Source organism: Chryseobacterium oleae (assembly GCF_900115055.1).
GTDB lineage: Bacteria > Bacteroidota > Bacteroidia > Flavobacteriales > Weeksellaceae > Chryseobacterium > Chryseobacterium oleae.
Map to the genome: position 1 here is coordinate 349,728 of NZ_FOVD01000002.1, position 21,932 is coordinate 371,659.

22 protein-coding genes and 1 tRNA gene are annotated in these 21,932 nt (G+C 38.0%); 14 read left to right on the plus strand and 9 right to left on the minus strand.

Annotation, left to right across the window (positions count from 1 at the left end; all coding sequences use genetic code 11):
* Window positions 1-19: 19 nt before the first annotated feature.
* Together BM143_RS08770 and BM143_RS08775 are read left to right on the plus strand one after the other, a co-directional pair.
* Window positions 20-754, plus strand: coding sequence for a hypothetical protein (locus BM143_RS08770; RefSeq protein ID WP_090024142.1), 735 nt, complete (start codon window positions 20-22; stop codon window positions 752-754).
* A gap of 151 nt (window positions 755-905) precedes the next feature.
* The gene (locus BM143_RS08775) at window positions 906-1,829 is read left to right on the plus strand and encodes a carbohydrate kinase family protein (protein WP_090024143.1); all 924 of its coding nucleotides are present in this window, start codon (window positions 906-908) and stop codon (window positions 1,827-1,829) included.
* Between the two features lie 162 nt (window positions 1,830-1,991).
* Here BM143_RS08775 and BM143_RS08780 read toward each other — a convergent pair whose 3' ends face one another.
* A complete protein-coding gene (locus BM143_RS08780) occupies window positions 1,992-3,707 on the minus strand; it encodes a helix-turn-helix domain-containing protein (protein WP_090024144.1) in 1,716 nt (571 codons plus the stop codon).
* A 284-nt stretch (window positions 3,708-3,991) separates the two neighbouring features.
* Here BM143_RS08780 and BM143_RS08785 point away from each other — a divergent pair, with 284 nt between their 5' ends.
* The 10 genes from BM143_RS08785 (at window position 3,992) to BM143_RS08830 (ending at window position 15,506) form a co-directional block, all read left to right on the plus strand.
* Entirely contained in the window at window positions 3,992-4,231 is a 240-nt protein-coding gene (locus BM143_RS08785; RefSeq protein ID WP_090024145.1) for a hypothetical protein, read from the plus strand.
* A gap of 57 nt (window positions 4,232-4,288) precedes the next feature.
* A complete protein-coding gene (locus BM143_RS08790) occupies window positions 4,289-6,679 on the plus strand; it encodes an outer membrane beta-barrel family protein (protein WP_090024146.1) in 2,391 nt (796 codons plus the stop codon).
* A 137-nt stretch (window positions 6,680-6,816) separates the two neighbouring features.
* Window positions 6,817-6,996 carry a hypothetical protein gene (locus BM143_RS08795; protein ID WP_090024147.1) on the plus strand — a complete coding sequence of 60 codons (180 nt, stop codon included), beginning with the start codon at window positions 6,817-6,819 and terminating at the stop codon, window positions 6,994-6,996.
* A gap of 67 nt (window positions 6,997-7,063) precedes the next feature.
* A complete protein-coding gene (locus BM143_RS08800; protein WP_090024148.1) occupies window positions 7,064-9,292 on the plus strand; it encodes a radical SAM/SPASM domain-containing protein in 2,229 nt (742 codons plus the stop codon).
* Window positions 9,293-9,315: 23 nt separating this feature from the next.
* The gene (locus tag BM143_RS08805) at window positions 9,316-11,517 is read left to right on the plus strand and encodes a peptidase domain-containing ABC transporter (protein WP_090024149.1); all 2,202 of its coding nucleotides are present in this window, start codon (window positions 9,316-9,318) and stop codon (window positions 11,515-11,517) included.
* Between the two features lie 240 nt (window positions 11,518-11,757).
* Window positions 11,758-12,321, plus strand: a complete 564-nt coding sequence (locus BM143_RS08810; RefSeq protein WP_090024150.1) for a TetR/AcrR family transcriptional regulator — start codon at window positions 11,758-11,760, stop codon at window positions 12,319-12,321.
* Between the two features lies 1 nt (window position 12,322).
* The gene (locus BM143_RS08815) at window positions 12,323-13,762 is read left to right on the plus strand and encodes an MFS transporter (RefSeq protein WP_167375261.1); all 1,440 of its coding nucleotides are present in this window, start codon (window positions 12,323-12,325) and stop codon (window positions 13,760-13,762) included.
* Window positions 13,734-14,246, plus strand: coding sequence for a methylated-DNA--[protein]-cysteine S-methyltransferase (locus tag BM143_RS08820; protein WP_090024152.1), 513 nt, complete (start codon window positions 13,734-13,736; stop codon window positions 14,244-14,246). Before BM143_RS08815 ends, BM143_RS08820 begins: the two co-directional genes overlap by 29 nt.
* A gap of 15 nt (window positions 14,247-14,261) precedes the next feature.
* Complete coding sequence (locus BM143_RS08825; RefSeq protein ID WP_090024153.1) at window positions 14,262-14,924, plus strand: DNA-3-methyladenine glycosylase family protein; 663 nt, start codon at window positions 14,262-14,264, stop codon at window positions 14,922-14,924.
* Between the two features lie 15 nt (window positions 14,925-14,939).
* Entirely contained in the window at window positions 14,940-15,506 is a 567-nt protein-coding gene (locus BM143_RS08830; protein WP_090024154.1) for a Crp/Fnr family transcriptional regulator, read from the plus strand.
* Window positions 15,507-15,555: 49 nt separating this feature from the next.
* Here the strand turns inward: BM143_RS08830 and BM143_RS08835 are convergent.
* Window positions 15,556-15,635, minus strand: a tRNA-Leu gene (locus BM143_RS08835).
* Window positions 15,636-15,710: 75 nt separating this feature from the next.
* Window positions 15,711-16,478 carry an MBL fold metallo-hydrolase gene (locus BM143_RS08840; RefSeq protein WP_090024155.1) on the minus strand — a complete coding sequence of 256 codons (768 nt, stop codon included), beginning with the start codon at window positions 16,476-16,478 and terminating at the stop codon, window positions 15,711-15,713.
* Between the two features lie 54 nt (window positions 16,479-16,532).
* Here BM143_RS08840 and BM143_RS08845 point away from each other — a divergent pair, with 54 nt between their 5' ends.
* Window positions 16,533-17,960 carry a nicotinate-nucleotide adenylyltransferase gene (locus tag BM143_RS08845; protein WP_090024156.1) on the plus strand — a complete coding sequence of 476 codons (1,428 nt, stop codon included), beginning with the start codon at window positions 16,533-16,535 and terminating at the stop codon, window positions 17,958-17,960.
* A gap of 13 nt (window positions 17,961-17,973) precedes the next feature.
* On the plus strand, window positions 17,974-18,423 hold the full coding sequence (locus tag BM143_RS08850) for a GAF domain-containing protein (protein WP_034726722.1): 450 nt from the start codon (window positions 17,974-17,976) through the stop codon (window positions 18,421-18,423).
* Window positions 18,424-18,675: 252 nt separating this feature from the next.
* Here BM143_RS08850 and BM143_RS08855 read toward each other — a convergent pair whose 3' ends face one another.
* From BM143_RS08855 to BM143_RS23975, 6 genes are all read right to left on the minus strand, one after another.
* On the minus strand, window positions 18,676-19,413 hold the full coding sequence (locus BM143_RS08855) for an ABC transporter substrate-binding protein (RefSeq protein WP_090024157.1): 738 nt from the start codon (window positions 19,411-19,413) through the stop codon (window positions 18,676-18,678).
* A 22-nt stretch (window positions 19,414-19,435) separates the two neighbouring features.
* Entirely contained in the window at window positions 19,436-20,758 is a 1,323-nt protein-coding gene (mgtE, locus tag BM143_RS08860; RefSeq protein WP_034726718.1) for a magnesium transporter, read from the minus strand.
* A 173-nt stretch (window positions 20,759-20,931) separates the two neighbouring features.
* On the minus strand, window positions 20,932-21,096 hold the full coding sequence (locus BM143_RS23960; protein ID WP_156122696.1) for a bacteriocin-like protein: 165 nt from the start codon (window positions 21,094-21,096) through the stop codon (window positions 20,932-20,934).
* Window positions 21,097-21,131: 35 nt separating this feature from the next.
* Window positions 21,132-21,272 carry a bacteriocin-like protein gene (locus BM143_RS23965; protein ID WP_167375262.1) on the minus strand — a complete coding sequence of 47 codons (141 nt, stop codon included), beginning with the start codon at window positions 21,270-21,272 and terminating at the stop codon, window positions 21,132-21,134.
* Between the two features lie 36 nt (window positions 21,273-21,308).
* On the minus strand, window positions 21,309-21,452 hold the full coding sequence (locus BM143_RS23970; protein WP_167375263.1) for a hypothetical protein: 144 nt from the start codon (window positions 21,450-21,452) through the stop codon (window positions 21,309-21,311).
* A gap of 38 nt (window positions 21,453-21,490) precedes the next feature.
* Window positions 21,491-21,643: a bacteriocin-like protein gene (locus tag BM143_RS23975; protein ID WP_156122694.1), complete on the minus strand. Its 153-nt coding sequence runs from the start codon at window positions 21,641-21,643 to the stop codon at window positions 21,491-21,493.
* Window positions 21,644-21,932 lie beyond the last annotated feature (289 nt).

Consider the following 21,932-nt stretch of genomic DNA (forward strand, 5'->3'; position numbering starts at 1 on the left):
TTTCATTAAAAAACACAATATGCTTAAATATAATCTGTTACTCTTTTTCTCGGCAGTCATAGGAAATATATCATTGAACGCACAGGAGCTGCATTCTGCCTTGCAGCTTAGAAACAGCCACTTGTGGAGAGGGCTTGAAGTATCGGCAGGAGCTATTTATACCGGCGATGTACATCTTGATTTTAAAAATTTCTACGGAGGTTTTTGGGCAGGGGGTAATTTTGATGGTTCTTACAAGGAATTTAATCATTACATCGGATATAAAAACAAAAAACTGGTTTTAGAACTTTGGGATATTTATAATTTCTCTCCCGGTGCCACCTATAACAATAAGGAGTATTTTAATTATTCTGCCCGCGAGACCGGTCGTTTCTGGGATTTCAGATCCTATTACACCATGAGTGAGCAGTTTCCCTTGGTGCTCAGCTGGAATACGGTTGTTTTTGGGAGAGACCGAAACAGCATGAATACAGAAAACAAATATTCAACTTTTGTTTCGGGAGAATATCCTGTTTACAAAAAAGAAAATCTGGAAGTAAGGGGAAGAGTAGGCTATAGTTTTGCGCTGAACAATAGCAAGGGAGAGAAGAACAATTTCTTTGCAAAAGATGCAGGATTCAATGAGATAAGCCTTATTCTTTCAAAGAGTTTTACCATTGAAGGCTATAAAATTCCCGTTGGAATATGGGCGATGTGGAATCCGGTGAATAACAATGCGTTTCTTCAGTTCTCCGTTCAGGCGTATTCATTTTAATAATACACATAAACAGATAAGGAAGTGAAATTTTCATTAAAAAAATCATGATTCACAATCCATTTTGTTTATCCGAATAGAATTTTTAGTAATTTACTGATAGATAACGGAACGTATGGATCCGTATGTCTGAAATACAATTTAATTAATCATGCAAGAAAAAAAATATAAAGCAGTCTGCTTTGGAGAGGTTCTTTGGGATATTTTTCCGGGTGAACAAAGAAGGATTGGCGGAGCGCCGTTCAATGTGGCGTATCATCTTTTTAAAATGGGTCTGGATGTAGAAATGATAAGCAGTGTTGGTGATGATGAGCTTGGTCATGAGCTGCTGCAGAAAATTAACAACTGGAAGATTCCTACGGATCATATTCAGGTTACAGAAGAACATCCTACGAGTACAGTCATTGCTTCAGTGGATGAAAACAATGATGCTCACTATGATATTGTAGAAAATGTGGCCTGGGATTTTATTGAAACGACTCCTGAAAATCAGAAGGTGCTCAGCAACGCCGATGCATTGGTTTTTGGAACACTGGCTGCCCGGAATGAAAAGTCAAAAAGCACTTTGTTTCAGCTGCTGGAAGTGAGTTCTTATAATGTTTTTGATATCAATCTGAGAGAACCTTATTACGATATCAGGATTATTAATGAGTTACTGCATAAGACGCAATTAGCCAAATTTAATAAAGCCGAACTCCGCATGGTCCTTGATTTTTTTAAGAAAGAATATAAGGATGAAAAAGACAGCATCAGATACCTGCAGGATCAATTTGGAATCCGTGAAATCATTGTATCCAAGGGAAGTAAAGGAGCACTTTATGCCCACGAAGACCAATTCTATCTGTATCCGACCATTCCTGTTGAGGTTAAAGATACCGTAGGTAGTGGCGATTCATTTTTAGCCGGATTTTTATCAAAAAGACTGCAAAAAGAAGCTTCTGCCCATGAAATCATGGCTCAGGCTGTTTCATTAGGGGCTTTCATTACCTCACAGGAAGGAGCATGTCCGGAGTATACACAGGAAGATTTCTTTACGTTTAAGGGAAAACATGAATTATCAGCTTTGAGTTTTTAAAGTTACAGAATGCGGGTTTGAGAGTCGGAGAATTTGAGGGTTTGAGAGTTTAGAGATGAAAAGTTCGTGTTTTGGGATATAAAATATGGGGTATTGATGGTTCTTAGCGTTATCCTCAATCTTAATCACATGTTTCATTTCTGAAATCTGGGCTCTCAAACCTTATCCCTGCCTTTTGTCCCCGTTTTCTGTTTCTTGTTTTCTCTGTTTAATAAAATCTGTAGGACGTATTCCGTTGAATTCATAAAACAGATTGGAAAAATTAGATCTGGAGGCAATGCCGCATTTCTCGGCAAGGGTTTCGATTTTATAGCTGAGAAAAATCTTATCATTATACAGCTTTGTCGTGATAAAAGTAATCCTTAATTCACTCAGATACCTGTTGAAATTTGTTTCCTTGAAATCATTGATGATTTGGGATAGATAATTGGAATTGGTGTCAAATTTTTGGGCCAGCTTATTCAAAGTCAGGCCTTGTTCTGTAAAACCATTCTTTTCTTCAAAATTTTTGAGTTTGATCAGGATGTCTTCTATCAGTTTTTTATCCAGACCGGACTTATGAATTTCAGGCTCGAAAGTGTTAGTTTCCGGGATGCTTCTCTGTTCCTGTACCCCAATGATTCTTTCTTCCAGTATTTTGTATTTACTGATGATTTCCTTTTCGTGTCTGTAGCGTATCACTAAAATAGCACACAAACCTAATGCAATGACCACTAAGCCGATGATGATAAAGCTTCCCCATGAAGTCTCCCATTCCAGCCTTTGCTTTTCCTTTATCAGGGTCTGTGTGTCGTATTCCTTATGGATTTTATGAGAAAGGTAGGTGAAATCCTGTGATAGAACACTGTCTGCTCTCAGGAGCTGTTTGGTGTAGTAGAGCTCCTTTTCGGTATCCTTTTTATTTTTATAATAATTAATCAGCAGTTCATAGTTTTCCCGCAATTCAGGAAGGATAAACTTATGTTTTTCAAATACGGAATCTACTTTCTGAAAATTAGCGATCGCCTGTGCTTGGTTATCTTCGGCCCAATAGGACTTTCCCATATAAAAGTAGTCTACGGTAGCCCACGCAAAATCATTGATATGCTGAATGGCCGGTAAAGATTCATTGAGCAGTTCCAGTGATTTTTTATAGTTCTTTTTGCGGTATTCTTCAATGCCGGCTTCCTTCAGGAAATATCCTCTTTCCTGTTTGAAATCGGAATGGTAGGTTTCTTTAAGCCCTGTTTTAATGGATAAATCTGCTTTCCTGAAATCACTCAGGTTTCTGTAGCAGACAATCATTTGATGAAGACCATTGTAATATCCCTTTTTATTATTGAAAATAATGTTGGGGTGGGTATTTTTCCTGATTTGAGACTCGAAATAATCGGTGGCTTCATTAAAGTGCTTGAGGGCTTCATCATAATATCCAAGATAGCTTTTAACCACTCCCAGATGATAAATGACCCTGTATTTCAGGTAATTATCTTTTGTGTTTTCTGAGAACCGATAGGCTTTTAGGTATTCATTTAAAGCCATCTTATATTTCTTAAAATTAAAATAATAAACAATTCCTTTACCGAGATAAGCATCACCAATAATATCAGAATCTTTGGAAAGCAATGCAGCAGATATCGTACTGTCTGCATATTGTAATTTCTGTTCGCGTGTAGATGCAAAAAAAACACCGTCTTTATAGGCCTGGGTCAGCTGTTCATAATTCTTTTCCTTTTTGGCTTTAGCGATGTACATATTCAGATAAGGAAATACGCTGCTGTCATTTTCTTCATTATTGATGTACTTCTCTTTTATTTTATAATAATCACTTAAGGTTTCTGCCTGCGAAAATAGAAGCCCAAAAAAACAAAGAAAAAATAATAGATAGTTTTTTTTCATCGAAATTAACGTGTTAGTAGTTTTTTATTTCACCAAAAATAGACAAATTTCATGAAATATATTTTGAAATTGAATGATTTCAACTTAAATGTTAAAACTGCTTATTTTTCAGTATAAATAACTGTTAAACAGACGTTTATTATTGTGCTTATTCATGAATTGACACGTACTTATTCCTGAATAAGCACAGTATCTTTTTTCATAGATGGGTGAGTCATTCTATATTAGGTCCAGAATTCTTAACCACCCCGGCCGGGATAACCTTTAAAACTTGACCATCGAAAATGAAAAAGATTATCTCATCATTATGTATCGTAATAATAATTTCTGCAGTAAGCTCATGCAGACAAGAAGACGAAGAATCTATTAGAGACTTTAACCATGAAAACTCAAAAAACAATGTTCTGCAGAAAAATGCAGATACACTAAATGCAGTTGCTGTCCCCGGGGATAAAGACAATGAAGTCCCCGTTGTTGTCAAAGGAGATCCGCCTCCCAAAAACGGCCAGCAATGGAAGCACTAATCCCCCTTATTATTTGAACAGACAAAACCCCTAATTGTTATTTACATCAGACCCAACATGCAGTTAAAAGCTAAACCTCATTTTTACATTTCAGTATTTTTCTTTGCAGGGATATTTTCTTATGGTCAGAGCATCAATGGAAAGATTTCCGATCAGACGAAGAAGAATATTCCTTACGCAGAGGTGATCGTATCAAAGGATAAGATTAAAAAGACTGCGATAAGCGATGAAAATGGGATTTTTGACATCAGGCTTCCGGAAAATGGGAATTATTTAGTGGAAATATTGCAAAATGGCCGTAAAACCTATAACGGGAATGTTTCTATCAATGGAGACGTGTCGGAAACTTTTACAATCCGTACCGGACAAGACCATGAGATTGGGGAAATTAGCCTTACCTCCAAAAAAAAACTGATTGAGAGAAAAGTAGACCGTCTTGTTTTCAATGTAGAAAATTCGATAACTGCTTTAGGAGGTGATGCCGTAGATGCGTTGAAAATAACGCCGGGTGTAAGATTACAAGGTGGAGATATTTTGCTTGCAGGAAAAAGTACCGTACGGGTAATGGTGAATGATAAAGTGGTACAACTTACAGGGGAAGAGCTTCAGAATTATCTGAAATCTATTCCTTCGGCAAATATCCAGAAGATTGAGGTCATAACGAACCCACCGGCAAAATATGATGCAGAAGGAAACAGCGGACTGATCAACATCCAACTGAAAGAAGTAAAGTTCGATAACTTGAGTGCTACGCTTCGATCTACTTACCAGCAGGCAACGTATGCTTCTGCATCGCATGGTTTGGGAGTTTCCTATAAGAAAAACAAGTTTTCGGTTTTGGCAGATCTTTCCTACTATTATGGGAAGAGCCTTTATACCAATGATATCAACTATTGGTATCCGGAAGAACACTGGAAAAATAGAATTACCAGCAAAAATAAATACACCTTATTAGGAACCTTACTTGATGCGAAGTATCAGCTATCTGATCAATCGGAAGTAGGTTTTCAGTATGCAGGTAATTTTACAGATATCTCAACGGACGAAAACAGCGAAAACAGAAGCTACAATTCTCTGCAGAACCAGATCAAAGATTATTCCAGCAATGGAGTTTCAGAGTCGAAACCAGAAAACCATTCACTGAATTTAAACTACAGTCAGAAGCTGGGTAAGGATGGAAAGAAGTTTTCTGTAGACTTTGATTATTTCAATGCACGGTCACCGAAAGATAACAATTTCACATCTTCATTGCTGGATTTTGTCAGCAATGGAGCAGATCGTCAGTACGCTGTGAATAATTCCAGCCAGAAGATTGATAACTATTCCGTGAAGACCGATTTTGATCTTCCTTACAAATGGGCAGATATTTCCTTTGGGGCAAAAGCAAGTTTCACAACGACTGATAATCAGGTACAGGCGGATTTTTATAATCAGGCTGATAACAGTGTTCTTTCTTCGCAGTATGATCATTTTCAATATACTGAAAATACACAGGCTGTTTATTTAAGTCTTTCAAAATCATTTGGAGAAAAATGGGAGGCAAAGGCGGGCCTGAGAGGGGAGAATACACAAAATAAGTCCAATTCTATTTCTACAGCTCAGATTACGGAAAGAAATTATTTTAAGCTTTTTCCTACCGCCTATCTGTCCTACAAAATAGACAAAGACAATACGGTTTCCGTGAACTTCGGCAGAAGAATTCAGAGGCCGGGATTTTGGGAGATGAACCCTGCCAAATGGTATCAGACCCCAAAATCATATACAGAAGGGAATCCTTTTCTACAGCCGTCTTTTGTATATAATCTGGAATTGAACTATTCCTACAAAAGCCTGCTGAATTTGAATCTATATTACGGAATATCAAAAGATAAATTCTCACAGCTCACCTTTCATGATACAGCGAATGACATCCAGATATTCAGAAGGTTGAACTATGCTGACGGGAAATATATGGGAGGAACAGCTACGGTAAGTTACAGCCCTTTTAGCTGGTGGGAATCATCAACAGATGTATCGGTTTCCTACAGAGAGCTTACTCCTTATATTGATATTCTCCAAAGTAAATATTCGGGTTGGGGTGGATATACGTCTACCAACAATGCATTTATCCTGAATAAGGCGAAAACATGGTCTGCATCTCTATTGTATACATATAACTATCCGGCAGTGGCAGGCTATGGAACATCATCGGCCAATTCAACACTGGATATTGGATTTAAATATTTAGCATTTGAAAAAAAACTCACCATAGGGTTGGCTTTCGAAGATATTCTGAAGAAAAATATCGAAAAAAACCAGAATAATTCTTCCGATATCAGGCAGACATTTAACCAGTATTATGATACAAGGCTGTTTCGCCTGTCTTTAAGCTACAGATTTGGAAATAACAAAATTTCTGTGGAGCAGAGTAGAACAGGAAATCAGGAAGAAAAGAACCGAAGTAATTAACCAGAATTTAAGTCTCACGTTTTTGTAGTCTAGAATGCAGAAACCAAGACATAAAGATACGTTGCAACACCGTCCAATAAAGGATATGATGACATGAAAAGCTTATCCGAAAAACTTAACTTTTAATTTTAAACAAAATGAAAACATCAAATTTCAATGCTCTTGTAGCAAAAATGGAAACCCTAAAAGAAAATGAAAAAGGATTACTAAAAGGAGGAATCGGAGTAATTGGTTCTTCTACTTCAATCCAGGCACCTTCAACAGGAGACGTAAACAACGTACAGTGCAAGTGCGTTATCGTTAAGCCAACAAAGTAATCAATCACAATGAATACGAATAAGCGGTTTGAAAAAACCGCTTTATTTTAAACTAAACTAATAGACTATGAAAACAAGTAATTATAATATTTTTTTTCCTAATGAAGATAAAATTGTAGGTTACAATTCGTTTTCTGATAATTTCATTGTCCTTGAACCTATCCTGTATGATCTTTACGAGGCAAGTGTTCATGAAGATATGGTGGAGGAGTTAGTGAATGTGCATGAGAATTTCTATGATATCCTGGTGAAAAACGGATTCGTTATAGACAACGAAGTGGATGAGCTTGCTGAGATCAAGAGAATCAGTAACGAGACGGATGATAATGATGAGGTTTTTGAGCTTCATATCAACCCGACTATGAACTGTAATTTCAAGTGCTGGTATTGCTATGAAACCCATATCAAAGATTCAAAAATGAATGATACCACCATTCAAAGCACGGTAGCACTTGTGGATAAAATCATTGAAGGAAATCCTAAGCTGAAGAACTTTAAACTGTATTGGTTCGGGGGTGAACCTTTACTGTACTTTTATAAAACTGTTGTCCCTTTATTTGAAGCCATATATCCCAAAATTGAAAAAAGAGGAATTGAGTTTTTCTCCAGCTTTACAACCAACGGATTGCTTATTGAGCAGAAACTCCTTGATATCTGTAAAAAATTCGGTGTTTCAAATTTTCAGATCACGCTGGACGGACACAGGGAGCGCCACAATAAAGTGAGATTTGTCTCCGAGAAAAGAGGAAGTTATGACGAGATCGTCAATAATATTAAACTAGGTCTGAAAAACGGCATTCATATGTCTGTAAGGATCAATATTTCAGAAGAAACCTTATACGAACTTCGAAACATCATCCATGATTTTATAGATATAGAAGAAAATGAGAAGAGATTCCTGAGCTTTTCTTTCTTTGAAGTATGGCAGGAAGAAAAAGATTTAACCGTAGATATTTCAGACATTGTAGATGAATTCAGAAATATGGGATTCCTCTGCAATTATAAAGGAGAGCAAATAGCTTCCATCAGAAATTCGTGCTATGCGGATAAGAAAAACCAGGCCATCATCAATTATAACGGAGATGTATATAAATGTACGGCCAGAGACTTTGCAACGGGCAGTAGAGAAGGCGTCTTAAATGATGACGGAACTATAGAATGGAATGATAAGTTCCAGAAAAGAATTTATGATACCAAATTCCAGAACAAGCCCTGTCTGGAATGTAAAATTCTGCCACTATGTAACGGAGGCTGCTCACAGCATCGTCTGGAACATATTAACGAAGAATATTGTGTTCACGACTTCAATTATGAGAGTAAGCTGAGTGTAGTCAAAGAAAGATTCTATTCCAGACTGTTTCAGAAAATTCCTAAAAAGTATGAACTCAACATATTAAATAGCCTGCTCAACATTGATGCAGATTATTTCAGAAAGAAAGAAGATGCGGTACAAACTACTTTGACGAGTCTGTTTATGAAGCAGGTTCGTGAATCTTTAATCGATGAATTATCCGACATCAACAATTCTTATATCGAGTGCTTAATGCATTTAAAACAAAATAACTTCAGTAAATCTGATGAAACTTTAGCTGCGATAAACAAGATCCAGGACCAGCTTTCCATGAATGATACTGAAGAAAAAGTACTACTGATTTCCGGACTTCCGGTACTTGCCTACAAAGAATATAAACTTGGAAATTATGAGCGTGCCATTGAACTTACCAATCAGTGTATTATCAATGACGACCTTTTTATAGACGAGCATGCTTTCCTGTATGGGCATAAAGTTCAACAGTTACACAACGTGATCCGCGTGATGCTTAGACAAGGGAAAACCCATGAAGCCCTGAATTTGGGAAATCAGATTTTGAATCACCTCATGTTTGGAAAGGATATTCAGTACATCGGATATTGGATCGAAAACTACCAGATTGAAAACGACGAAGAAGTAATGGTGATGGTTTATCAGATCTTCACTGAGCTGGTTTCTGTGATCAGCAAAATCAGCCTTGATCAGGAAGAAGAGGTGAATTATTACCAGCTGGCATTTAAAAATATGGCCGATGCACCTGATGTTTTAAACGAATTCAGAGAGCTTGTTGACTTTATAAAGATTAAAAACAGCTTTCATCAGTCGGAAAATATCGACCAGGACAACCTTGAAATTCTGAAAAATGATCTGTTGGAGTCCAAGTATGTTCATATGCATTATCCGTTGTTTAAATCACTATTTATTTCAGCGGGTCAGAACTCTTACGGGTCCAATAAAGAAGAATTCGAAAAAGTATATTCATAATAATTAAACAGAATGGTTTCATCATGAATTTTATTCCCCAACATGATCAAATGGATTGCGGTCCGGCCTGTCTTGCAATGGTTTCCTCCCATTACGGGAAAGATTTCGGATTGCAGTACCTTAGAGATAAAAGCTTTATCACAAGGGAAGGTGTATCTGTATTGGGAATTACTGAAGCAGCAGAAAAGATAGGCTTCAGAACCATTACTGCCAAACTGCAACCCCAGGAATTTGATAAAGACCTTTTGCCTTGTATTCTCCATTGGAACCAGAATCACTTTGTGGTTCTTTACAAAATTTCAAAGAATATTTTTAATGGTGAGCCGGTTTATAAAATTGCAGATCCGGGACATGGTTTTATCTCTTTACCGGAGGAGAAATTTCAGAAGGCGTGGGTATCAGGCGGAGGAAAAGGTGTTGCCTTATTTCTGCAGCCTACCGAGGATTTCTACCTTCAGGAACCTCCACAGGAAGAGAAGCTTTCGGCCAAATATCTTCTCAGCTATCTGAAACCTTACAAGAACCAGGTGTTTAAGCTTTTTATGTTTTTGTTTCTGGCTACCTTGACGGTATTGGTATTCCCTATTCTTACGCAAAAACTGATAGACGACGGGGTGAGCCAAAAGAATCTTTCCGTGATTATCTATATTCTGCTGGCCCAGCTGGCTTTCTTCTTCGGCAATATTATTTTTAATATTTTCAGTAACTGGATCGTGCTTGTGGTAGGAACCAAGATCAATATTCAGATTATTTCAGATTTTCTGAAAAAATTGCTGAAACTTCCCATTAAATTTTTTGAAACCAAACTGATCGGGGATTTTAACCAACGTATTCAGGATCATGAGCGTATTGAAACCTTCCTGACATCGCAAAGTATCCTAACCCTGTTTTCTATCATCACATTCTCTGTTTTCTTTGGCGTGTTATGGTATTATGACTACAGAATTCTGGCGATGTATGTTATTCTGACGGTAATTTCTGTTGGCTGGTCATTGTATTGGATGAAAAAAAGGAAAATCCTGGATTATTTCCGCTTTCAGCAGAGAAGTGAAAATCAGGAATCCATATATGAAATCATTAATGGTGTTTCAGAGATGAAACTGAACCAGTTTGAAGATTTTAAACGAAAAGAATGGGAGCAGATACAGCAAAAGCTCTTTAAAATCAACATCCGTATTTTGAAACTGGATCAGGTTCAGCTTTCCGGTTTTGAATTCATCAATCAACTGAAAAACATCATCGTTACCTTCCTCGCTGCTTCATTTGTGGTACAGGGAAGTATGACTTTGGGAGCTTTACTGAGCGTTTCCTATATTATCGGGCAGATGAATTCTCCCGTGAATCAGCTGATCTCTTTTTTCCGTTCTTTACAGGATGCAAAACTGAGTTTAGCCAGATTAAATGAAGTACAAAATCATGCTGAAGAAGAACATCCTGAGCACGTTTCGCTGATGAGTGAAAAGTATACGCGTCAGAACGGTATTGAAAAAGGAATTTACTTCAAAAATGTCTCTTTTCAGTACGAAGGTCCGCAGTCTCCCCATGTTCTTAAAGACATAAACCTCTTTATTCCCGAAGGAAAAATTACTGCCATTGTAGGGGCAAGTGGTAGTGGAAAAACAACGCTTATGAAGATGCTTCTGAAGTTTTATGCACCCACGCAGGGTGAAATAAGTTTCAATCATTTAAATGCACAGGACATTTCCCCTATGGATTTAAGGAAGAATTGTGGTGTTGTAATGCAGGACGGGTTTATATTTTCGGATACCATAGAACGTAATATTGCGACAAACGACGAAAATATTGACTATGTAAAACTTGAAAAAGCATTGGAAACAGCTAATATTAAAAGCTTTGTAGAAGAGCTTCCATTAAAGTTAAATACTAAAATCGGAGCTTCCGGAAATGGTATTTCAGGTGGACAGAAACAAAGAGTCCTCATTGCCCGGGCCGTGTATAAAAACCCTCATTTCATTTTCTTTGATGAGGCTACCTCCGCGCTGGATGCGGAAAACGAAAGAATTATTCATGATAATCTACAAACCTTCTTCAAAGGAAAAACCGTAGTTATTGTAGCCCACCGTCTCTCAACGGTAAAAAATGCAGATCAGATCATTGTCCTTAAACAGGGGCAAGTGGTAGAGCAAGGCAGTCACCACGATTTGGTTCAAACGAGATCAGATTATTACAACCTGGTAAAAAATCAGCTGGAGCTTGGGAATTAATCCTTGTAATTGTATAAAAATGCAGAAAAATCTAATTTTCAATATCCATTCCCGGTTCCTGATGTTATAAAAGAATTCCATTTATATTAATGGCCATATTCCCCAAAAAGCCTCTGAAAATCAAAATGATTTCAGAGGCTTTTGTATGTAAGATCTAAGAAATAGGGCTTTTGGATTGATATAGAAAAAATCAAAAAAATAAATAGACAACATTGTCTATTTATTGCATACCTTTGTAGAATGAAACAAAGAGGACAGGTCGTCATCGACAAAATATTAGATACTGCGGATAATTTGTTTTATAAGCAGGGTTACAGCAATACAGGGATTAATCAGATCATTGAAGAGGCCGATATTGCAAAAGCATCTTTATACAAACACTTTGAAACAAAGACAGATCTGTTGATTGCTTACGTTCAGCGAACGCATGAGCTTTGGTTTACCAGACTGGAAGCTACCATAAATGCAGTTGCGGATCCCAAAGAAAAACTACTGGCTATTTTCGATCATCATACACAGCGACAGGAAATCAGACAGTTTGGAGGTTGTCCTTTTATTAAAGTTAATGATGAAGCAGGAACAGACGATCCCCGTTTTTTGGCAGAAATACAGGCAACGAAAATTCACAGTAAAGAATTCATCAGAATGCTGGTCCAAAATTCCGGGCATAAAAAAATATTGTCGGATGAAGAATTGGCGGAAACCATTTATGTCATGTTGGAAGGCTCAATCGTGACAGCTTCAGTTTTTAAAAGGGCTGATGAAATACAATCGGCAAAGAAAATCATTGAAAAACTCATCTGAGATGAAAGAGATAAAAAATAAATGGCTGGAGCTGATCATTGTATTGTCAGCGCCTTTGCTTTCGGTCATTGATGTATTTATCATCAATGTGGCCATTCCGACTATCAAAAAAGGAGTTCACGCTACAGATGGTGAAATGCAGCTTGTCATTGCAGGATATCTTCTGGGTTATGCCGCTTTTCTGATAACGGGAGGCAGGGCAGGAGACCATTTCGGAAGAAAGAAAGTTTTCTTTTGGGGAATGTTTGCTTTTACGGTGGCTTCCTGTCTGTGCGGTTTGTCACAAACGTCTTTTCAACTGAATGTTACAAGGCTTTTTCAGGGATTGAGTGCTTCATTTATGGTGCCGCAGACCATTGCATTTATCCAGGTTTTGTTTACCGATACAAAAGAACGCGCAAAAGCATTCGGTTGGTATGGAATCACTCTTGGAACGGCGGCAGTAATCGGACAGGTTTTAGGGGGCTATTTGTCAGACACCCATTGGTTTATCGAAGGATGGAGACTGGTTTTCTTTATCAATTTGCCGATAGGAATTATAACGCTTTGGGCTACACATCGATATGTAACAGAAACGGTAAAACACCAAAGCACAAAATTTGATTATACAGGAATTTTAATTTTAACGTTAGCTTTATTTTCTCTCATTTATCCTTTAATTCAGGGGCGTGAGGCGGGCTGGCCGTTGTGGAGTTTCGGACTGATTATTTTGTCTGTCTTACTTTTTGCATTTTTCATTTATAATCAAAAAATTAAGCTTTCTAAAAATGAAAACCCACTCATTGACGTCCGGCTATTTAAGATAAAAGATTTTAATATTGGACTGGTTGCCGTATGGTTTCATTTTATGCTGCATACCGCTTATCTTTTGCTGAGCGCAGTCTATCTTCAAAACGGATTGGGTGTTTCGGCACTGGATTCGGGACTTTACTTTATCATTCCCGGAGTTTTATTCATCGTGTCTTCCGTGATGGCTTCACGGCTCATCGTAACATTTGGAAAAAGAGTATTGCAGGTGGGTGTAGTCATTTTAGTGATTGCATTTTATCTTCAAATGACGCTTTGGAAACCCGGAATCAGTACCTGGGCCATTATCGGATTAATGGGAGCCTGGGGATTTGGAAACGGACTTGTTCTTCCTTCGTTATTAAATATTGCATTAAAAAACGTACCTTCTCAGTATGCAGGTGCAGCGGCGGGAATTTATTCCACTTTTCAACAGACAGCTTCAGCACTGGGTGTGAGCATTATTGGTGGCGTATTTTTCTATTTTTCGAAAGATGGCTGGCAAACGGCTTATCACTTTGGAATTATTTGTTTAATCATATGCCTTGTAATAGTGGGTTTAATGCTACAATTACTTCCGGGTATGAAAGCAACAACCAAAACCTTAAAAAATAGACCAGAACAAAATGGAAAACCGGAAACCGTTGATCTATAAAGATGTTCCTTCGTCAGTAGGAGTAATCAGGGTGATCTCTTCTGATACAGGGCTTGTGGCCATTATCTGGGAAGGTGAAGATTATAAAAGGACAAAGCTTTCCGAACCGATAAAAGATGATGAACATCCGCTGCTTTTACAGGCTGAACAGCAGCTTAACGAATATTTTCAAAATAAAAGAACAACATTCGATATTCCGCTTGATTTCAGGGGAACAGAATTCCAGATTAGAGTTTGGGAAGCTTTATTGAAAATTCCTTACGGCATCACAAAAACATATGGTGAGTTAGCGAAAATTCTGGGTGATAGTAAAGCGGTCCGTGCTGTGGGCGGGGCTTTAAACAAAAATCCTATTTCCATCATTGTGCCTTGTCACAGAGTGGTGGGAGCATCCGGAAAATTAGTTGGTTTTGCTGGCGGTTTGGATAATAAATCGATTCTTCTTGATCTGGAACAGGGTGTTACAATGCCGAGATTATTCTGAATGATAATATAAACCATGATGAAAAATAAAAATATCCGTGTTCCTGAAAAAACCGAAACGTTCAACCTTGAAAATTTTCACGAATTATGTGATCATCTGGCGAGTCAGGATAGCGATTTAAAATTAATTCTGGAAAATCACGGGTATCCTCCGATGTGGACGCGTGCCAATACTTTTGAAAGCCTTGTTCATATTATTCTGGAGCAACAGGTTTCTTTAGCATCAGCTTTGGCCACATTAAATAAATTAAAGGAAAAAATTACAGAAATTGTTCCCGAAAATATTCTTAAATTAAGTGATGAAGAAATGAGAGAATGTTATGTAAGCCGTCAGAAAAATGCCTACATCAAAGGATTGGCCAATGCCATTGTGAAAGGAGAAATTGACCTTGAAAAACTTTCGACAATGTCAAATGATGAAGCCCGGGAAACTTTGGTGAATCTAAAAGGAATCGGCAATTGGACGGTAGATGTATATCTGATGTTTACCCTTCAGCGAACAGATATTTTTCCAATCGGAGATCTGGCTGCTGTGAATGCTGTAAAACGACTAAAACAGCTTCCAAAAAGTACTGCTAAAGAAGAAATTCTGGAGATCAGTGAAAAATGGAAACCTTTCCGTTCCGTAGCTTCGATGATGCTTTGGCATTATTATCTTTGCAATCTAAAAACTAAATAAACGAACATTTATTCTATGGAAGCCAAAGAATTACTCAGAGAACATTTTCTTAAGACCATCAGCCTGACCAATGAAGAATTTGATTATGTTTTCTCCCATTTTAAGCCCATTTCATTTAAAAAAAATCAAGCCATCATATCTCCGGGAGATGAGGTGGACCATGAATATTTTGTCATCAACGGATGCCTGAAATCATATTATCTGAATGATGATTTAAAAATGTTCATTCTTCAGTTTGCGATGCAGACCTGGTGGGCTTCTGATTATAATGCTTTGTTTAATCAGGGCAAAGCAACCACTACAGTAGATTGTATAACCGATGTTGATGTGCTCTGCCTGAGTAGTGGAGACAGGGAAAAACTGTGTGATGAACTGCATCAAATAGAACGTTTTTTCCGGTGGAGAAGCAATAAAGGATATGTTGCAGCCCATAAAAGGCTACTCTCATTGATGAACAACGATGCCAAAAGCCGCTACGAAGAACTGATGAAGCTCTATCCGGAATTGTATAATATGGTTCCCAAACAGTTGATTGCAGCTTATCTTGGCGTATCAAGAGAAACCCTGAGCAGATTTCGCTGATTGTAATAAACAAAAAGGCATCAACTGTAGAAGTTGATGCCTTTTTTTGTACCCAGGACCGGGATCGAACCGGTACTCCTAAGAACTGGTGTTTGAGACCAGCGCGTCTACCAATTCCGCCACCTGGGCTTGATGTTTGTTTTAAATTGGTGTGCAAATATATAAACTTTTTTCAATGTTCAAAAGCTTTTTGGGAGAAAAATTTTAAAATTCTACCTCCAAACCATCGTAGGCCAGATGCATTCCTTCCGGAAGATCCTTATCTTCAATATCATGCAGTCCCAGATGGTGGCTGATGTGGGTTAAAAATAATTTTTTAGGCTTAAGCTCTTTAAACAGGGCGATGACGTCAGGAAGGATAAAATGGGCAGGATGCGGATCAAATTTTCTGATGCAGTTTAAAACCAGCACATCCAGATTCTGTAATTTTTCTTTTTCTATGTCTGAAATGAAATTGGCATCCGTGATGTACGCTAGATTTTTAAACTTGTACCCGAAAACTGTAATTTCATAGTGAATCACTTCAATAGGTGTGATATCCGTATCCAGAACATGGAACGGCTTATTTTCAATTTCGTGAAGATCGAAGGCCGGAGCTCCCGGATATCTCACATCAGCAAAAGCATAAGGAAAACGCTTCTTAACCTCATGACCAACCCTTTCATAGCAATAAAGAGGCATGTTTTTTCCGCTTTTAAAGATCAGCGGACGCATATCATCAAGCCCGATCACATGGTCATTGTGTTCGTGGGTGAGAAGTGCAATGTCTACGTTATGTTCATGATTAAGGAGCATTTGCTCTCTGAAATCCGGTCCGCAATCGATCAGTATTTTCCTGCTTTCCTCTGTAGTAATCATTACTGAGGAGCGGAAACGTCTGTCTTTGGGATTTTCGGAAGTACATACTTCACATGTACAGCCTATAACGGGCACACCCTGGGAAGTACCGGTTCCTAAAAATTTCAACTTCATTTTCTTTTGAGGTTGGTTTAATTTTGGTAAATTTACGAAAAATTTTACGTCCTAATGTATCAGAAACTAACTCCTAAACAAAAAGCATTAACAATTAATCTAGATCCTACTATTTATGGTACTTTCGCAGAAATTGGAGCAGGGCAGGAGACTGTTCGTCACTTTTTTAGAGCAGGAGGGGCTTCCGGTACAATTGCTAAGGCGATGTCTGCTTACGACAAAGATTTTAGTGATGCCATTTACGGAAAAGAGGTCAAAAACAGGTATGTTACCCAAAACCGACTTCGAAAAATGCTCCGGTATGAAGTAGCGCTGATCGAAGAAAGGATTTCAAGGGAAAACAATCCGAACAGAAAGTTTTTTTCTTATGCGAACACGGTAACCACGATTAATTTCGACAAAACACTCAAAGGCCACGGCTGGGTAGGAATCCGTTTCCAGACTAAAGAAAACGAAGATTACAACGAGATCGTAATTCACGTAAAATTTAATGAAAATGATGCTACTTTACAGCAGGAAACTTTAGGAAACCTTGGGGTAAACCTTATCTTCGGAGCTTTCAACTACTACGACAATCCACGAAACTTAATCGAATCTTTATACGACGACATTGCCAAAGACGGTCTTGAAATTGACATGATCGATTTCAGCGGACCTGCTTTTGACTATGTTGACAACCGACTGATGTCACTTCAGCTTGTGAAGCATGGAATGACGGATGCTGTGATCTTCAATTCTCAGGGGAGCAATATGCTTCCTGCCGATGTATTGTACAAAAAGAATATATTCGCGGTGAGAGGAAGTTTCAGACCCGTAACGAAGGTGAATATCGATATGCTTAAAAACGGCCTTGAGATGTTCCAGAAAGATGCGATCTGTACCCATGAAGAAACTGAAGTTCTGATTGAGATCACCATTTCCAACCTTAGGGCGGATGGAGATATTGATGAAAGAGACTTTATGGACAGGGTAGATATCCTCGGAAAACTGGGATATACCGTTATTATTTCAAACTTCTCGGAATACTACAGGCTGATCGATTATTTCGCATCGTACACAAGTGGAGATATCGGTGTGGCTATGGGAGTAAATAACCTTCTGATGGTATTCGATGAAAAGTATTATAAAGATCTTTCAGGGGGAATCCTGGAAGCATTCGGAAAGTTCTTCAGAAACGGAATGAGGGTATATCTTTATCCTTACAAAGATCCTGAAACGCATGAATTACTGGATTCTTCAAACCTTAAAGTGGAAGAAAACCTAAAAGAGCTTTACAAATATTTCAAACACAACAACCGTATTGTGGATATCACGAATCACAATCCTGAGTACCTTGGAATTTATTCAAGAGAGATCTTAAGAAAAATCGCATGCTGCGTTACAGGCTGGGAAAACCAGGTTCCGGAAGGCGTTGCAGAAATGATAAAAGAACGTGGAATGTTCGGCTACAAAGAAGAGCTTTCCTTCAAACAATTCTCCTAAAACATAAAATAATATGTCAGAAATAAAGAAAAGACTTTCCTCTATTCTTGAAAGTCCAAAACATAATACAGAAGAAAAGCTTCAGAAAGTATGTCACCTGCTGGATCAGGAAATTTCTTACTTCAACTGGACAGGATTCTACTTTAAGAACGGAGATAAAGATGAGCTGAAATTAGGCCCTTACGTGGGAGCACCTACAGATCATACCATCATCCCTTACGGAAAAGGAATTTGCGGTCAGGTTGCCGTTTCTAATGAGACATTCGTAGTTCCAGATGTTCACCAGGAAAGCAACTACCTAAGCTGTTCTATCGATACAAAAGCTGAGATTGTAGTTCCTATCTTCAAAGATGGTCAGAATATCGGTCAGATTGATATCGATTCTCATACTGTGGATCCATTCACAGCTGAAGACCGTGAACTTTTGGAATGGCTTTGTAATGAGGTTTCCAAGATTTTGTAACTGAAACTTCAGGAAGAAATATAAAATATAAGCCCCGATTTAAAGTCGGGGCTTTTTTTGTGCAGACTGGTGGCTTCGAGTGCTTCAGCCGCCAGTGGTGTGGAGTATTGAAATATTTGGCTTGAACAGCCTCGTTGGTGAATTTGAAAGTCTTTGATTTTCAAATAACTTATGTGCTTTTCTATGCGATTTGCATTATAACTTATAAAACTTAAGTGTCTAAAAACTTTTGTCTCTTTTGTGGTTAAAATACTATCGTTGCATAGCATGAATTTCCGCCAGTAATCCTTTAAAATAATCCCCACATTTTGCGATATGGGTTCCGTACCAGGAAAATGCCTCTCCATCCACGATCATAATCTTTTTATCGGGGTAGAATGCCTTCATTTCCTCAATGTGTTTTTCTTTGAAGGGAAAGGGTTCGGAGGACAGCATGATCACATCTGCATCAGCGAGATCCTCCATTTGAATTTCAGGATACCGCGTTTGATCTTTAAAAATATTTTCAAAGCCTATTTCGGCCAGAATTTTATGAATAAAAGTATCGGATCCGATGGTCATATAAGGATTTTTCCAGATGAGGTAAGCTGCTTTTACGGGAGCATCAAGTTTAGCCTGTTCTAAAACATCATAGATCTTAAGATTGAATTGTTGTGCTCTTTCCTCTTTATTAAAAGTGTTTCCGAGCATTTTTAGAAGATAGTAGTTATCTTCAATGGTCTCTACATTGGTTACTATGACTTTAAAATCATCCATCAGGGCTTCTACCTGTTCTTTGATGTTCTCCTCTTTATTGGCGAGAATAAGGTCAGGCTGTAAAGCTTTTATTTTATCAATATGGATATTTTTTGTACCACCGATAACGGCTACATTTTTTACTTTATTTTCGGGATGGATACAGAATTTTGTCCTGCCTATAACTTCATGTTCAGTAAGGCCAAGATCAAATAACGCCTCTGTGATAGAGGGGACTAAAGAAACAACTTTCATATTCAGACTTTGTCTGCCTAAATTACAAAAGTTTTCCTGTCAGGAAAAGTCCGGCTACGGAAAAATAAATAATAAGTCCGGTAACGTCTACCAGAGTGGCTACAAACGGAGCAGAAGAAGTAGCAGGGTCAAGGTTTAATCTTTTCAGAATAAAAGGAACCATAGAACCTGAAAGTGTTCCCCAAAGAACGATCATCACAAGAGAAACGCCTACACTTAAGCCTACATAAGGCCAATACATTCCGTAATTGAAGAAACCGGCTTCGTGCCATACCATAATTCTTAAAAAGCCTATAACACCAAGAATGCTTCCAAGAGCAAGTCCGGTAAAAATCTCCTTTTTCATCACATACCACCAGTCTTTAAGACCGATCTCCTGAAGAGCCATCGCACGGATAATAAGCGTTGCAGCCTGAGATCCGGAATTTCCTCCACTGGAAATAATTAGTGGGACAAACAGCGCAAGAACGACAGCTTTCTGAATTTCATCCTCAAAATAGCCCATCGCAGAAGCAGTAAGCATTTCTGAGAAGAAAAGGATAATCAGCCAGGTTCCTCTTTTTTTGATCATCTCTACCAGAGAAGTCTGTGTATAAGGATCATCTAACGCTTCAAGACCCCCGAATTTCTGAATATCTTCTGTATTCTGCTGCTCAATCTGGTCAAGGATATCATCAATCGTTACAATGCCTACAAGAACGCCGGCTTCCGTGATGATAGGAAGGGCTGTTCTGTCATATTTTTCAAAATACGTTACTGCATCTTCCTTTGAAGTCATTGTGGTGATCGCCACAAAATGATTATCCGTCATGTCCGATATCAAAGTGTCTTCTTCGGCGAGTAAAAGGCTTCCCAAGGCAATATCATCGATCAGGCGGTTTCTTTCATCCACTACATACAGGTGGTTCATGGTTTCCACTCTTTTTCCGACCTTTTTGATCTGCTGAAGACATCTCTTTACGGTCCATTCTTTACGGATCTGGATGTAGTAAGGCGTCATCAGACGGGCAATAGAATCTGAATTGTAACCCAGAAGCTTCAGGGCAATTCTTCTTTCCTGCGGATTAAGATGATTGATGGAATACTTGATCAGCTCATCCGGAAAGTCCTCAAAAAGAGCAGTTCTGTCATCCGGAGTCATGCCGTTCAGGATCTCGGAAACCTCTTCGCTTCCGATGCTTCTGATGGTATCTTCCTGGAAATCAGGATCAAGGTGGGAGAACACTTCTGCTTTGTATTCTTTCGGAACTTTCAAAAATGCCAGAAGCCTCTCGTCAGCATGAAGATTGCTAAGAGTTTCGGCGATATCGGCAGGATTAAAGATAAGTTCGTCTCTGGAATTCAAAACGTGATTTTTTAGGATATGCAAAAATAATTCAAAAATTTAAGACTATGAAGTAAAGCCGCAAAATTAAGGATTAATTAAAGTTTAAAATAGATTGGATCCGCTTTTAAAACAGAAAAACACCCGCCGGAGCGGATGTTCAAAAATTAAATTTTAATGTATAAATACCTATATTATTCTAGAATAGGTCCGCACATCGGGTAAGGAGAAGGCAGGCACATACCTCCTTCACAGCATTCTCCGAATCCACATTGGGTATGGGTCTGACATTTTTTGATCATTCCGCCACCGTTGATATTCTGTTGTTCTTTTCTGGTGAGTTTTTTGAGATTGTTCATATCAATAGTTTTAATTATTAATAAAAAGACTGTATTTATTCAATACAATCGTATTCCATACAAACACCCTGGCAGCAAAAACCGATGAAGCACGGTCTTGTTACACTACATTTTTGAAAAGCTCCGCCATTGACCTGACTTTGCTGCTTTCTGTTGAGTTTCTTTAGATTTTTCATATTAAATAATTTTAATTTAATAAAAAGATAAGACGCTTAAAATTCAATACAGGCAAACGGTCTACAAACTCCGTCACAACACCATCCAATGGCACAGGGTCTGGTTGCATTACATCTGTTGATCGCTCCGCCGTTGATTTGGCTTTGCTGTTCTCTGTTGAGCTTCTTTAAGTGATTCATATCCATTAATTTAAATAGTAAGATAAATGATGTGATCCTTAAAGCTCCGGATCAATACATGCATACGGTGAGCATACTCCGTTACAGCACCACCCTATAGAACAAGGTCTGTTGGTATTGTTGCATCTGTTAATAGCACCTCCATTAATTTGTTTCTGTTGCTCTCTGTTGAGCTTCTTTAAATTTTTCATATTGTATAAGTTTTAATTTGTAAAACTAAAATAGTAAAAAATATTATATTATTCACCATATGATGAAAATATTTAACTAGTAATCAGTGTGTTTGGAGGTTTTTTTAATTTTTACGTGAAAAGATGACTGCGGGAATGTGCTTATAAACGGAGGTAGATTGTGAATGGTGAATTGTCAATTGTGAATTTTACTACCCGTCAATAATTGACTATTGACTGGTATATTGTGAATGGTAAATCTTCAAATGTGAATCTTATCATCCGTCATCAATTGACCATTGACTTGCGC